Source organism: Polaromonas sp., from assembly GCF_030680935.1.
Classification (GTDB): Bacteria; Pseudomonadota; Gammaproteobacteria; order Burkholderiales; family Burkholderiaceae_C; genus Polaromonas.
Genome location: NZ_JAUXUP010000065.1, coordinates 53,058 through 66,869 on the forward strand (window position 1 = coordinate 53,058; position 13,812 = coordinate 66,869).

Here is a 13,812-nt window from a genome sequence, read left to right on the forward strand (position 1 = left end):
TGGGCGCCGGTTTGACCATTGATCAACAGTCATTTCGGGCTGTAGCCCTTGCTCCAAATGCGCAAGTAGCTATTATTTCGATAGCAAATTGTTGGATTCAGCTACCCCTGATGCGACGCCAAAGCAGCAGCGGCAGGCGCCACACAAACCCCAGAAACAAGCGCGAATGCATCCAGCTCAGCAGCAAGTTGTCGCGCAGGTAGTTGAAGTGCGACACGCCGCCTTCTTCTGGCCTGAAGTATTGAACAGTGGCCGGCAGGTTGACCGGCTTGACGCCCGCCCAGCACATGCGCACCACCGCTTCGGGGTCAAAGTCGAACCGCCGCATCCAGCGCTGCCCCTGCATGACACGCCGCAGCGGTGCTATCGGGTACACGCGAAAGCCAAACAATGAATCGCCAATACCGGCCCACAGGGTTTCCAGATCAGCCCATCCATTTGAAACCTTGCGGCCATTGACGCGCAAACGCGGCGCGTCGGCGGCGAACACCGGCACACCAAGCACCATGGCTGCCGGCTGCGCGGCAGAGGTTTTCATGAACTCGGGGATCAGTGGCGCCGGGTGCTGGCCGTCCGAGTCCATGGTCAACACATGGGTGAAACCCCGGGCTGCGGCGATGTTGATGCCATGCAATACCGCCGCCCCCTTGCCGACGTTGTGCGGCAGCACCATCACACGCAGGCCATCGTCCTGCGCGGCCATGGCCTGCAGGCCTGCGGCGCTGCTGTCGGTGCTGCCATCGACCACCACCCAGACCGGTGTCCACTGGGACCGGGCAGCGCGCACGGTTTCATACACCTTGGGGCCGGGGTTGTAGCTCGGGATCAGCACCAGGTGGCTGCGGGAGGTATCAGGCGAAAAGGCAGGCATGGGTATCCAGGCGGGTGAAACATGCACAGTAGCAGGCGGAAACCGGAAACCGGAAACCGGGTCAAGCCGGTGGCGCCCTGACGGGAAAATCAGGCAGCCGCGCCTGGGCCAGTTCGGCATGGAAGTATTGTTCCAGCTCGCGGACAAATTCTGCCGTATGCAGCGGCGCCTCAAAACGCCGGCCAAGCCGTACTTTATAGGTGATGGGCATCCGGGGTGTCCACAGCAAGGACCAGCCTTTACCCAGAAAACCTGAATCAGTTTCTATAAACACCGTCTGTACCGGCACCCCGGCACTTTTGGCAATCAGCCCGGTGGTGCCCTGAATGCGCCCGACGGGGAATCGCGTGGTGCGTGTGCCCTCGGGAAACAGCAGCAGATGGCTGCCCCGGTGCAAGTCGTCCACTGCCAGTTGCACCATGGTGCGCAGCGGCGTGTTGCGGATGTAGCCGGCCAGCCGGGCACCCGCACCGTAGAAAACACTGTTCACCAGCTCGGCCTTCATGATGCAGGCCGCGCCAGGCAGGCGCGAAAGAATCATCACCGCATCCAGTAGTGACGGATGGTTGGGCGCAATCACCATGGGCGGGGCATCGCGCAGCGCATCGAGCTCAGACAGGTCAAAGCGACAAGCCCCCATCAACACCAGAAAGTGCAGGTAGCGGCGCGTCATCGCGGTCACCAGATGCCGGCCCAGCCGTTTGCTCATGACACGCGGAAGCAGCGCACGCATGGGAAAGGCCAACAGGGTCACAACCAGGCACATCACGCCCAGCAGCAGATAGCCCAGGTGCATGCGCAGGGTCTCATGCAGGGCCCTGCGCCCGGCGGGCAAAGCCAGCGGCTCGGTGAGGAGAATGTTCGAGTCCTGTTCCATGGGCTTGCTTTGTTGGCCGTCGGTCAATGCGCAGCCGGGGCAGCGTCTTCCACCACGCGGATATTGGCTTTGCGCAGGCGCATGGCTTGCAAGGAGCGCTTGAAGTTCAGGGCAGAGGCCACATAAAAAATGCCTTTCAATACCGCCAGCGACCGCCAAATCGGCGTCTTGCCAAAAATGTCACCAGCCAGCATGGACAGCAGCGCCTCCTTGACGCGCCAGACATTGCTGGGCGCCATGAAGAGGTCGCGCATGGTCGGGTTGGTGACGCGGTAGATAAACCACGAAAACTCTTTGGGTCCCTTGCGCACCTGGCCGTCAAAACGGGCCAGCGCGGCTGCGGCTTTGGCCGGCTCGCGCAGGCAGGTGTCCACCGTTTCGGCGCCGACAAAACCGCCTTGCATGGCCAGCATCACGCCCGATGAAAAAACCGGGTCAATGAAAGTGAAGGCGTCGCCAATCATGATGTAGCCCGGGCCATGGGTGCGGTCGCAGGCATAGGAAAAATTGCCGGTCGCTTCGACATCGGAGGACAGCGTGGCGAGGGCCAGCCTTTCGCTGAGGGCCGGGCACAGCGCAATGGTATCGAGAAAAAACTCCCGCACCGTCTTGGTCCGCGTCTTCAGGTAATGCGGCCACACCACCGCACCCACGCTGGTAAACCCATCGGCCAGCGGAATGAACCAGAACCAGCCGTGGTCAAACCAGAAGATGGTGATGTTGCCCTCGTCCTGGCCTGCGTGCCGGGTGGCGCCAGTGAAGTGGCCGTACAGGGCCGAGCTGTTGTGTTTGGGGTTGCGCCGCTTCATGTCAAACTGCTTGCCCAGCAGCGTGTCGCGGCCCGAGGCATCCACCACAAAACGTGCGCGCCACTGCTGGGTGCGGCCGTCTTCATGCTCGGCCTGCACCGTCGCGCCGTCCGGGCCGCCCGAAAAAGCCACATCGCGCACACGGCAGCCTTCAATCACCTCGGCACCTGCCTTGGCGGCATTGCGGATCAGGATTTCATCAAATTCGGAGCGCCGCACCTGGTAAGAAAACGGCATGGATTTGTCCCACGCATCGGCAAACTGGAAGGTCTGGCTTTTGCTTTCGTGCCAGGGAGAGACAAACTCGGCGCCCCACTTTTCCATGCCAATGGCCTTGACGGCATCTGCAACCCCCAATTTTTCAAGCAGGGGCAGGTTGGCAGGCAGCAGCGACTCACCAATGTGAAAGCGCGGGTGATGCTCTTTTTCAAGCAGCACCACCTTGTGGCCCCGCTGCGCCAGCAAGGCGGCGGCGGTGGCGCCTGCCGGGCCGCCGCCTATCACCAGCACGTCGCAGGGGGTCAATCCGTCTGCCGGGGCGGCCTCGATGATGGGTTCGGTCATTTTGTTTCCCTGTCTGGAATGCCGCATCTGCCGCACTTGCGGGTCGGGTCTGCGGGCATTTCTGGCTGTACATCCAGCACAGCTCTTCAGGGAGTTTATGGCCGCAGGCGGCGGATTCTTGTAGTGAAATGTCTAGTCTTGCAGTTTCATGCAAGGGCAGGGCCAGCTCGTAGCCGCATTCAACACGCGCCACGGTGTCTTCGACTACAGGGACTACCCGCGCCAGAGGCAGTGGTCGAAATACCGCGGGTGCCGCGTCGGAGGCGACTTCCTGCTGATCTACCGAGTCGTGATGGTCGACGAGCCATGAGGCGCCGCGGTCTTCGCGCGCGTCGGCACCCACTCCGGGCGCTTCTAGCCGCCCGACGCAAAAACAGGCACCGTCACGGCGAAAGCGGCCACCAGAGCGCGCAGCGCCCAGAGCGCGATCTCGTCGGGCTCCGTCACCCAACCTGCCACCAGGGCGGCCGTCGCCACCAGCCCGCCCAGACACATGGCGACAAGAAATCGGGCGTCGCCATGACCCCAATCGACCGCATTGACCAGCCAGCTGGCCAACACCGCCGCGAGAACGGCTGCGGCCAGCCATCCAGGCAGGCGGCGCTGAGCGGCCACGGCGAATTGAACGGCGCGACGCGCCCAGTCGCGCGGCGCGGCGGATATCAGCCCCAACGGAAGAGACGGCGGAAGTGGCCGTTCCATTGCCGAAGCTCCCGTCTCACTGGGCTGGCGGGTAGCCGGCTTCGGCCAGCGCCTCGGCGAAGTCCGCGCGGTCCTCATTCGAAGAGATCTTGACCTGATGGACGCTCAGGTCGACCTCGACCTTGGCGGCGGGGTCGACGAGCTTGCAGGTCTGCGCAACGGTGCTGGCGCAGTGGCCGCAGGTCATGTCGGGGAGATTGAATTCGATCATGGCTAACTCCAAAAAAGTGGATGAAGGCCTGGATCGTCGAGGTTGACACTGGGGCAGAGTCAAGAGGGCGCGGGAAAAACTTTTTTTCGGAAGGGGCTTGACCTTAACATGATGGCAAGGTTGATGATCCTTCCATCGCCCGGATTTTCGGGCGTATCGAGCCAAACATGCAGAAAGCGCCCACGCTGCAGCGAACCTGGCGGACATGAACTTGCAGAAGCCTGGTTTCACCTTCCGATCGAAGGCATGGCCTGCAGCTCGTGCCTGCCCGGCGCCACAAAGCCTCTGGCCAACGTGCCCATCGCCGCCCCCTTCTGAACGGTCGGGAAGTCTGACCAGTTTGACGGTCAAGTCAGCCTTCATCTCGCCTCCAGGCCCCAGGCGAGCGCCTCCAGCGCAGGTCCGGGAAGCTTGAAGCAACTATTTCCTGGCGTTCGTTTGTGCTCCAGGTTTGACGCAGATCAAAAAATCCTTTCTCCATCCGCCCAGAATCGACACATCTGCTAACAATATTCTTCTCAAGCGCGGCGAATCCTGTTCGCTCAAGCACCGAAACAGCGGTTTTTTGGCAGTTCAAGAAAGGGAGCAAGTCCAATGAAGAAAACCTCAATGGCGGTCCTGGCGGCGGGCCTGTTCGGCCTGCTTTCTGCGCGGGCCGCTGACCCTGTCGCGCTGACGGCGGTAGCGCCTCAAACCGCCGCCCAGCCGCCAGCAAGCGGCTTGAGCCTGCCCGACTGGCTGCGCCGGACCGACATCAGCGTCGAATCGATGGACAGAAACAACCCGACCTGGTCGGTTGAAACGGTGCAGCCGATTTACCAGACGCCCAGGACCTTGAGCGATACGGTTTTTTTCCAGGGTCGCTGGGGCCGTCGCAACAGTGACAACACCTTCAATCTTGGCTTGGGGTATCGCAAGCTGCTAGATGACAAGACCTGGCTACTGGGTGTGAATACCTTTTACGACACGACGACCAGGTACGACCACAAACGCTGGGGCCTGGGCGCCGAGGCGATCGGTCAGTATTTGACCTTTCGCACCAACTTTTACCACGCCATCAGCGGCGAAAGAACAATATCCCTGATCAACGGGATCAGCACGACGGAAAAGGCGCTGAGTGGTCACGATTTCGAGATCGATGCCCCGCTTCCTTATCTTTCCTGGATGCGCGTGGCCGCCAACGCCTACCGCTGGAAAAGTGCAACCAGCGGGGTGGACGACGTCAAAGGCGCCAAGCTGGCATTCAAGGGCAATATCTCAAAGAATGTCTCCCTAGAGCTGGGCCGCCAGGACGATAACTACAGCCGTCCGGCATCGTTCATCAAAATCTCCTACAACCTGCTGGGAAATCCGGGCAACGGCGTGGCGGGGACCCTGCTCACAGGCCTGCGCAGTCCGGTTTCATTCGAGGCGCGCGACCTGACGCTGCACACGCTTGACAAGGTGCGCAGGCAGAACGATATCGTTGTGGAAAGAAAGACCAGCGGCGGTAGTGGTGTAACGATTGGGCGGAGGAATTGACGATGACCTTGTTTAAAAAGCGCTCTGGTAGCAGTGCGGCGGGTTGGCTCGCAGCGGCGGTCGTTGCTGTTTCAGGCAGCGCGTGGTCTGGACCGATTGTCACGGCTGGCGGCAAGGCGGCCACGCCGAGCAAGTATGTCGTCACGATCAAATCAATACAATTCCGTCGTCTGGATGGGACGTTCTGGAACTTTTTCTCAGGCGCATCTTCCATCGACCTGGGCAGCGGCAAGGTGCAAGCCGGTGGCTCCGGCGGCGCAATTGGTGAAGGCGTTTCAATTCCTGCGGGTGCCTACAACGGCATCCGGGTCACCCTTGCGCGCAACTTCACGATGAATGGCTCGGCTACGTCAGTCGGCCCCGGCGCTGCAGCCACGTGCTCCACCGGCGGTAGCGGTGACATCGTTAGTGGCGGGTATACCATCCAGGTGGTCAACCGCAATGGCTCGACCGATGACCGCGTACTGTCGGTCCCGCCGGAAGCCAATGCCGCGATCGGCAATGTGCCGGGGATGGCGATTGTCGGCTCAGACCTTCAAATGACAACCAGCTTGCCGGTTTTCGCGGTGCTGGCCACGGCGACGGCGGCTCCCAATATAGGGGTGAAATTCGACGTCGCCAATACGATGGAGTTCCTGAACACCGGTGCGGCCTGTTATGCGATTGTCCTGCCACCCACGGTGACCATCACCGACCCGGGCGGCTCGTCCTCCACGCTGGCCAGCCCCCTGTAGATCGTCCGGCCATCCAGAAAACACCCGCGCTTCGCGGGTGTTTTCTTTTCCGGCCCCGGCCGCAGGGGAAAACGTCCCTGCAAGCGCTCGCCAACCCAAATCGTCCGGCGATACCTTGGAAGCTTTTCGGCGGATGCACTCCTACCTGCCCGGGAGCTTGCAGCCATCTGGCATCCCATTTGCAGTGGATAATTAAATCCAGTCACCCTCCCCCCGGCCCCCCCCCCGCAGGCACGGGGAACTGAAAGGCATTTAACGGCCCTGGAAGGCCACCGGAGGATGCAAATTTCAGCTAAGTTGTTCATGTCAAAAGAAAAAAACAAAATTGGTGACACTCCTGGGGAGGCCGGAAAACACACGCCCATGATGGTCCAGTACCTGGGCCTGAAGGCGGACTACCCCGACACCCTGCTGCTTTACCGCATGGGCGATTTTTACGAGCTGTTTTATGCCGACGCCGAAAAAGCCGCGCGCCTGCTCGACATCACGCTGACGCGGCGCGGCCAGTCGGCCGGCGAGCCGGTGGTCATGGCCGGCGTGCCGTTTCACTCGCTCGAAGGCTACCTGGCCAAACTGATCAAGCTGGGCGAATCGGTCGCCATATGCGAGCAGATGGGCGACGTGGCCAGCGCCAAAGGGCCGGTAGAGCGAAAAGTGGTGCGGGTGGTGACACCGGGCACGTTGCTGGACGCCGAGCTGCTGGGCGACAAGACCGAATCCATCCTGCTGGCGGTGCACCAGGGCAGCCGCAACACCTGCGGTCTGGCCTGGCTCAGTGTCACCCAGGGCAGCATTCACCTGGCGCAATGTCCCAGCGATGAGCTGGAAGCCTGGATAACGCGGGTGGCGCCCAGCGAGCTGCTTTACAACGTCGATGCCACGCCGGCCTTTGAGCAACGCCTGGCGGCCCTGCGCTGCGCCGTCAGCGCGCGCCCGGCCTGGCAGTTTGACGCCGCGCTGGGCGCACGCCGCCTGCTGGCGCAGTTGCAGGTCGCCTCGCTCGCCGCCTTCAGCGCCGATGTACTGCCCGAAGCGCACGCAGCGGCGTCTGCCTTGCTGGGTTACGCCGAACACACGCAGGGCCGCGCCCTGCCGCATGTGCAAAGCCTGCAGGTGTTGCGCGCGGGTGAGCTGATTGATCTGCCTGCCACCACCCGGCGCAACCTGGAACTGACGCAGAATCTGCGCGGAGAAGATGCTCCCACGCTGTTTTCTCTGCTGGACAGCTGCAGCACGGGCATGGGCAGCCGCGCGCTCAAAAGCTGGCTGCTCAGCCCCCGCCGCGACCGCAGCCAGGCGCAGGCGCGGCTGGACGCCATCGCGGTGTTGCGCGGCGGCCTGCAGCAATCGCTGCGCGCCGGCCTCAAGGGTTGCAGCGATGTCGAGCGCATCACCGCCCGTATCGCGCTGCGCCAGGTGCGCCCGCGCGAACTGGTCGCGCTGCGCCAGACCCTGGACAAAACGCTACAAAAAACAGAGCTGCTCACGCCCGGCCAGCAAGGGCTACCGGCACTTTTGACCACTATTTTTGAGGACTTGCAGGCGCCGCCCGCCTGCGGCGCCTTGTTACAGCGGTATGTCCTGGACGAACCGGCTGCGCTGATTCGAGACGGGGGCGTGATCAACCACGGTTGCGATGCCGACCTGGACGAGCTCCGCGCCATCCAGACCAACTGCGACGGTTTTCTGCTGGATCTGGAAGGCCGCGAAAAAGCCCGCACCGGCATCAGCAACCTGCGCGTGCAGTTCAACAAGGTGCATGGCTTTTATATTGAAGTCACCCAGGGCCAGCTGGACAAGGTGCCAGACGACTACAGGCGCCGCCAGACCCTGAAAAACGCCGAACGTTACATCACACCCGAACTCAAGGCCTTTGAAGACAAGGCCCTGTCGGCGCAGGAGCGGGCGCTGGCACGCGAAAAATGGCTGTATGAACAACTGCTGGACGAGCTTCAGGTATTTGTACCGGCCCTGGGCCGGCTGGCGCGGGCACTGGCCGCGCTCGACGCCCTGTGCGCACTGGCCGAGCGCTCGCTCACCCTGAACTGGGCCGCCCCGCTGTTTGTGAAAGAGCCGTGTATCGATATCGTCCAGGGCCGCCACCCTGTGGTGGAAGCGCGGCTGGCTGAAACCAGCGGTGGCAGCTTTATCGCCAATGACAGCAGCCTGGGCGGCAAGACCCGTATGCAGATCATCACCGGCCCCAACATGGGCGGCAAGTCCACCTACATGCGCCAGGTGGCCATCATTGTGCTGCTGGCCAGCATGGGCTCCTACGTACCAGCCACCAGTTGCCGTCTGGGGCCTATCGACGCGATCCACACCCGCATAGGTGCCGCAGACGATGTGGCCAACGCGCAATCGACCTTCATGCTCGAAATGCTGGAGGCCGCACAAATATTGCACGCTGCCACACCGCATTCGCTGGTGCTGATGGACGAGATCGGACGCGGCACCTCGACTTTCGACGGGCTGGCGCTGGCCGGCGGCATTGCCGCGCACCTGCACAACAAGACCCAGGCCTTCACGCTGTTTGCCACCCACTACTTCGAGCTGACCGAGTTTCCGGCGCGGCATCATGCGGCAGTGAACGTGCATGTGAGTGCGGTCGAGTCCGGCGCCGACATTGTGTTTCTGCACCACATCGAACCTGGCCCGGCCAGCAAAAGTTATGGCATTGCAGTGGCAAAGCTGGCGGGCGTTCCAGCCGCAGTGGTCAGCCACGCCCGCCACGCGCTGGCCGCGCTTGAAACGCAGCAAACCAGCACCCGCGCCCAGGTCGATCTGTTTGCCGCACCGCCGCCGCAGGCCGAGCCCGATGCCACTGCGGTGGAAAAAGCACTGCAGCAGATAGACCCCGATACGCTGAGCCCGCGCGAGGCGCTGGACGCCCTGTACCAACTTAAAAAAATCGCTGCTGTCTGAGCAGTTCCACCCTCTTTCCAGATAAAGATTGACCCTATGACATATTGCGTCGCCATCAAACTCAACGCCGGCCTGGTGTTTCTGTCCGACTCCCGGACCAACGCCGGACTGGACCAGATCAGCACCTTCCGGAAAATGATCATTTATGAAAAGCCGGGCGACCGCTTCATGGTGCTGCTTTCGGCCGGCAATTTGTCGATTTCGCAGTCGGTGCGCGAGATCCTGCAGGTGGAGCAACTCAAGGACCCCGACGGCGGCCCGCCCATCACCATCTGGAACGCCAAAAGCATGTTTGAGGCGGCGCGGGTGCTGGGTTCTGCCATACGCCGGGTTCATGAGCGCGACGCCGAGGACCTGAAACACGCCGGTGTTGATTTCAATGTCTCGCTGATCTTTGGTGGCCAGATCGCAGGCGAAGGCATGCGTTTGTTCCAGGTGTACTCGGCCGGCAATTTCATTGAAGCCACGTCCGAAACGCCTTATTTTCAGGTGGGCGAATCGAAATATGGCAAGCCGGTGCTGGACCGCGTGATCACCCCCGAAACGCCCCTGGACGAAGCCTCCAAATGCGCGCTGGTGTCCATGGACTCGACGCTCAAGTCGAATCTGTCGGTCGGCCTGCCGCTGGACATGGTGGTTTATGAGGTCAACGCGCTACAAAGCGACAAGGTGGTCTGCATAGACCACGAGAATCCTTACTTCCGCATGCTGCACAACAACTGGGGCAAAAAACTGCGCGAGGTGTTTGACAGCATTGAAGACCCGCTGTGGAATGGCGGCGAAACGCAGGTGCCGCTGTTGACACCCCTGACACGCAACCAGCCGCTGAAAAAAATCACCTCTCCTGAAGAAAAACTGATTTAAGCAGTGCCCACTACCGCCAAACCCCTCATCGTTTTTTCCCACGGCAACAGCTTTCCGGCCAGCACTTATGGCGTGTTGTTCCAGAGCCTGAAGGCACGCGGCTTTCAGGTCCGGGCCATTGAAAAATTCGGACACGACCCACGTTACCCGGTCACCAGCAACTGGCCGCACCTGGTGCAACACCTGGCGGACTTCAGCGCCGAGGCCGTTGAAAAAACCGGTCAGCCGGTATTTCTCGTTGGGCACTCGCTCGGCGGCTTTTTGAGCCTGATGTGTGCGGCTCGCAACCCCGAGCTTGGCGGCCAGCCGGTGCGCGGCGTCCTGCTGATTGACTCGCCCATCCTCGGCGGCTGGCGCGCCGCCGCGCTCAGTGTCGCCAAACGCGCGCAGCTGGTCGGCTCGATCTCGCCCGGCGCGATCAGCCGCAAACGCAAACACCAATGGCTGGGGCAGAGCGAAGTGCTGGCGCATTTCCGCAGCAAAAAAGCCTTTGCGCGCTGGGACGAGCAGGTTTTGCTGGACTACATCGAACACGGCACCCACGACGCGCAGGGCGAAGGGGACAACCAGCGCCTGCTCAGTTTTGACCGCGACGTGGAAACCGCGATCTACAACACCCTGCCGCACAACCTCGAAGGCATTCTCAAACGGCACCCGATCAAATGCCCGGTCGCCTTCATAGGCGGGCGCCAGTCGGCCGAGATGAAACAGGTGGGCATGGCGATGACTGAAAAGGTCACCAAGGGCCGCATCATGATGCTCGACGGCAGCCATCTGTTTCCAATGGAAAAGCCGGTGGCGACGGCGGCCGCCATTGAAGCGGCGCTGCGCAACCTGATGGACTGAGCGTCTCCCCTGTTTGGGGGATGCGCGGCCGGTCGCCCGACTTTAGGATGTGATGCCCAGCAGTCACGCAAGGAGCGCAGCGGTGAACTACAGCAACTACCTGATTGAGTCGGACCATCTGACTTTTCCGGCCGTGCAAAAGGCCATCAACAGCCTGCTGCTTCAAGGCCTGGATGTACGACTGACCCCGGTCAGCCGCAACCGCGCGTTGATCCGCCGTCACATCCTGGACGCGATCGAGGCCCAGTACAACATCGATCCCTGGCAATACCTTCAGTTCAACCACCTGAAGTTTGACAAGATTGAATCGATCAGCGACGAAGACGCGCTGGCGCTGATCGCCCACAAGGCCAATGCAGAACTGGACGCGCAGAGCAACATCGTGGTGCCGCCGGTCAACGGCGTGCAGTGGCACCTGGCCAACATCAACGCGCCCCAGGCCTGGGCCTTGCTGGGTGGCCCGGACACCATTGCCTGGACCTGCAAGGTGGGGCAAATCGACACCGGCTACACCCGGCACCCTGCGCTCGGTTTCACAGGCGGCGCCAGCCCCTGGTTCGACAGCGCTCAATGCCGCAATTTCTATGTGCCACCTCCTTACAGCAACCACGAAGAGGGCCAGCCCACCGGCGAAGACCCGGGCTCCGGCCCGTTCTGGGGACATGGCACACGTATTGGTGCCACGATTTCAGGCTGGCACCCCGGCGGTGACGGTGGGGGAAATTTTTACGGTTGCGCGCCCAAGGTGCCGCATGTAATCGTGCGCATCTCGAACTCGGTGGTCATCAACGACCAGCTGCCCGCTTTTGCCAGTGCGCTGAACTACCTGGTCAACACAGTCAAGGTGGATGTGGTCAGTCTCAGCATGGGCATCTTTCCGGCTTACCTGTCGCCAGCAGCCAAAACCGCCATAAACAACGCCTACAACAAGGGCGTTCTCTTCGTATGCGCTGGCGGACAACACGTCTCGTCGGTGGTGGCGCCAGCCAAATACGGCCGCACCATCGCGGTGGGCGGCACGACCAGCAAGGATCAGGTGTGGGCCAAGGCGAGTCTGGGCCCGGAGATCGACTGGTCTGCACCGGCGGCGGACATACGCCGCGCCACGCTTGATTCAGCCGCCGGCCCCTTCAAATACAAGGACAACGGCGACGGTACCTCTTACGCCACCGCACTGAGCAGCGGTGTGGCGGCGCTGTGGCTGACTCACAGGAAGGCGGCGATCGCCAATGCCTATACCCAGCCCTGGATGCGTATTGCGGCCTTCAAGCAAATCGCCAGAAGCACCGCGCGCCTGCCGGACCCCTGGGGGCCTGGTGTGGCGGGCACCGGCATTCTGGATGCCTTCGCGGTGCTCAGTGCCCCTTTGCCGCCGGCTGCCGCACTGCTTCAGGAAGCGGCGCTGTAGGGAGCCCGTTCACCCCGCCCAGCGCACCCAACCCATCTGCGCCGTCACCAGCACCACCAGGCCAAAGGCAATGCGGTACCAGGCAAACGGTACAAAACTGTGGGTGGCGATGTAGCGCAGCAGCCAGCGGATGCACAACCAGGCGCTGATGAATGAAAACAGCAGGCCCACGCCAAACATGGGCACGTCGGCCAGTGACAGCAAGGCGCGGTCCTTGTACAGGCTGTACACCCCGGCGCCAATCAGCGTGGGGATGGCGAGGTAAAAAGAAAAGTCGGTGGCGGCCTTGCGCGACAGGCCCAGCAACATGCCGCCAATGATGGTGGCGCCGCTGCGGCTGGTGCCCGGCACCATGGCCAGGCATTGCACCAGCCCTACCTTGAGGGCATCGCCCAGCGTCATCTGCTCCACCTCCTGAATACGCGCGACGGCGGGGTTGCGCTGCTGCCGCCGCTCGGCCCACAGGATGATGAAGCCGCCAATAATGAAGGTGCTGGCCACCACCACCGGGGTGAACAGGTTGGCCTTGATCGCCTTGCCGAACAGCAGGCCCAGCAACACGGCCGGCACAAAAGCCACGAATACATTCAGCGCAAATTGCTGCGCCTGTTTTTCGCTGGGCAGTGCCACCAACGTGTCACGGATTTTTTGCCAATACACCAGGATGACCGCAAAAATGGCCCCGGTCTGAATGGCGATGTCGAAGACCTTGGCCTTCTCGTCGTCAAAGCCCAACAGGGCGCCCGCAAGAATCAGGTGGCCGGTGGAAGAGATGGGCAAAAACTCGGTCAGCCCCTCGACGATGCCCATCAGGGCGGCCTTGATCAGCAATGCAAAGTCCACAAGCGCTCCAGAAAATATGGGCTGATTATCGCTGCCACCTCACTGCCCCAGTGACGCGGTGGACGCCGATCCAGCCGTCCAAAGGGCCACTTTTCGCGCCAGCCAGCCGCAACTCACGCCCGGTTTTGGCGGTTTCGTCGCAAAACCCTCGCAGCCGCAGCGCGACAGCGGCACAGTCCGTCTCCACAGACCCTACCGGACAAAACCATGGACATGTCGCCGATCATCGCCATTCACCTCAGCGCCGCACTGGGCGCCGTTGCCGCCGGCCCGGTGGCGTTGTGGGCACGCGGAAGCGGTGCGCAGCGACCCAAACTACACCGCGCTTTCGGTTACGCCTGGGTCACGCTGATGCTGGTGGCCGCTACATCGGCCATCTTCATCCGTGACTTCCGCCTGCCCAACATCAACGGCTTCACACCGATTCACCTGCTGATTCCAGTGGTGTACGGCATGCTTTTGCTTGCTTTCTGGTTTCTGGCCCGGGGCAACAGCAACGGTCACCGCAAGACCATGCTGGGCCTGTACACAGGCGCCTGCGGGGTGGCGGGTGCCTTCACCCTGCTGCCCGGCCGTTACCTCGGCAACCTGGTTTTTGGCCAATGGCTCGGACTGATTTCCCCCAACTACCAACCAC

At 61.9% G+C, this 13,812-nt stretch carries 12 protein-coding genes and 1 pseudogene; 7 read left to right on the plus strand and 6 right to left on the minus strand.

What is annotated here, in order from left to right; genetic code table 11:
- Positions 1-97 precede the first annotated feature (97 nt).
- The 5 genes from Q8L50_RS15875 to Q8L50_RS15895 form a co-directional block, all read right to left on the minus strand.
- Complete coding sequence (locus Q8L50_RS15875; RefSeq protein WP_305349604.1) at positions 98-871, minus strand: glycosyltransferase family 2 protein; 774 nt, start codon at positions 869-871, stop codon at positions 98-100.
- A gap of 61 nt (positions 872-932) precedes the next feature.
- Complete coding sequence (locus Q8L50_RS15880; protein ID WP_305349605.1) at positions 933-1,748, minus strand: 1-acyl-sn-glycerol-3-phosphate acyltransferase; 816 nt, start codon at positions 1,746-1,748, stop codon at positions 933-935.
- Between the two features lie 23 nt (positions 1,749-1,771).
- Entirely contained in the window at positions 1,772-3,121 is a 1,350-nt protein-coding gene (locus Q8L50_RS15885) for an NAD(P)/FAD-dependent oxidoreductase (RefSeq protein ID WP_305349606.1), read from the minus strand.
- Positions 3,122-3,475: 354 nt separating this feature from the next.
- Positions 3,476-3,823: a hypothetical protein gene (locus Q8L50_RS15890; RefSeq protein WP_305349607.1), complete on the minus strand. Its 348-nt coding sequence runs from the start codon at positions 3,821-3,823 to the stop codon at positions 3,476-3,478.
- Between the two features lie 16 nt (positions 3,824-3,839).
- A complete protein-coding gene (locus Q8L50_RS15895) occupies positions 3,840-4,034 on the minus strand; it encodes a heavy-metal-associated domain-containing protein (RefSeq protein ID WP_305349608.1) in 195 nt (64 codons plus the stop codon).
- 609 nt (positions 4,035-4,643) lie between these two features.
- On the opposite strand from Q8L50_RS15895, the gene Q8L50_RS15900 reads away from it, so the two are divergent.
- The 6 genes from Q8L50_RS15900 (at position 4,644) to Q8L50_RS15925 (ending at position 12,332) form a co-directional block, all read left to right on the plus strand.
- Complete coding sequence (locus tag Q8L50_RS15900; RefSeq protein ID WP_305349609.1) at positions 4,644-5,555, plus strand: inverse autotransporter beta domain-containing protein; 912 nt, start codon at positions 4,644-4,646, stop codon at positions 5,553-5,555.
- A 2-nt stretch (positions 5,556-5,557) separates the two neighbouring features.
- Positions 5,558-6,289 (plus strand): hypothetical protein, encoded by a 732-nt coding sequence (locus Q8L50_RS15905; protein ID WP_305349610.1) that lies wholly within the window; start codon positions 5,558-5,560, stop codon positions 6,287-6,289.
- A gap of 303 nt (positions 6,290-6,592) precedes the next feature.
- A complete protein-coding gene (mutS, locus tag Q8L50_RS15910) occupies positions 6,593-9,214 on the plus strand; it encodes a DNA mismatch repair protein MutS (protein ID WP_305349611.1) in 2,622 nt (873 codons plus the stop codon).
- Between the two features lie 36 nt (positions 9,215-9,250).
- Positions 9,251-10,078 (plus strand): proteasome-type protease, encoded by an 828-nt coding sequence (locus Q8L50_RS15915; RefSeq protein WP_305349612.1) that lies wholly within the window; start codon positions 9,251-9,253, stop codon positions 10,076-10,078.
- A 3-nt stretch (positions 10,079-10,081) separates the two neighbouring features.
- Entirely contained in the window at positions 10,082-10,924 is an 843-nt protein-coding gene (locus Q8L50_RS15920; protein WP_305349613.1) for an alpha/beta hydrolase, read from the plus strand.
- Between the two features lie 82 nt (positions 10,925-11,006).
- Entirely contained in the window at positions 11,007-12,332 is a 1,326-nt protein-coding gene (locus Q8L50_RS15925) for a S8/S53 family peptidase (protein WP_305349614.1), read from the plus strand.
- 9 nt (positions 12,333-12,341) lie between these two features.
- Here Q8L50_RS15925 and Q8L50_RS15930 read toward each other — a convergent pair whose 3' ends face one another.
- Entirely contained in the window at positions 12,342-13,175 is an 834-nt protein-coding gene (locus Q8L50_RS15930) for an undecaprenyl-diphosphate phosphatase (protein ID WP_305349615.1), read from the minus strand.
- Between the two features lie 207 nt (positions 13,176-13,382).
- Here Q8L50_RS15930 and Q8L50_RS15935 point away from each other — a divergent pair.
- Positions 13,383-13,793, plus strand: a pseudogene (locus Q8L50_RS15935) (DUF2306 domain-containing protein); the annotation flags it as partial.
- Positions 13,794-13,812: the final 19 nt, after the last annotated feature.

Excerpts from the sequence above, each read along its gene's own strand:
- Q8L50_RS15900 (WP_305349609.1), top strand. The coding sequence starts at position 4,644 with ATGGCGGTCCTGGCGGCGGGCCTGTTCGGCCTGCTTTCTGCGCGGGCC.
- Q8L50_RS15905 (WP_305349610.1), top strand. The coding sequence starts at position 5,558 with ATGACCTTGTTTAAAAAGCGCTCTGGTAGCAGTGCGGCGGGTTGGCTC.
- Q8L50_RS15890 (WP_305349607.1), bottom strand. The coding sequence starts at position 3,823 with ATGGAACGGCCACTTCCGCCGTCTCTTCCGTTGGGGCTGATATCCGCC.
- Q8L50_RS15875 (WP_305349604.1), bottom strand. The coding sequence starts at position 871 with ATGCCTGCCTTTTCGCCTGATACCTCCCGCAGCCACCTGGTGCTGATC.
- Q8L50_RS15885 (WP_305349606.1), bottom strand. The coding sequence starts at position 3,121 with ATGACCGAACCCATCATCGAGGCCGCCCCGGCAGACGGATTGACCCCC.
- mutS (WP_305349611.1), top strand. The coding sequence starts at position 6,593 with ATGTCAAAAGAAAAAAACAAAATTGGTGACACTCCTGGGGAGGCCGGA.
- Q8L50_RS15895 (WP_305349608.1), bottom strand. The coding sequence starts at position 4,034 with ATGATCGAATTCAATCTCCCCGACATGACCTGCGGCCACTGCGCCAGC.
- Q8L50_RS15880 (WP_305349605.1), bottom strand. The coding sequence starts at position 1,748 with ATGGAACAGGACTCGAACATTCTCCTCACCGAGCCGCTGGCTTTGCCC.
- Q8L50_RS15915 (WP_305349612.1), top strand. The coding sequence starts at position 9,251 with ATGACATATTGCGTCGCCATCAAACTCAACGCCGGCCTGGTGTTTCTG.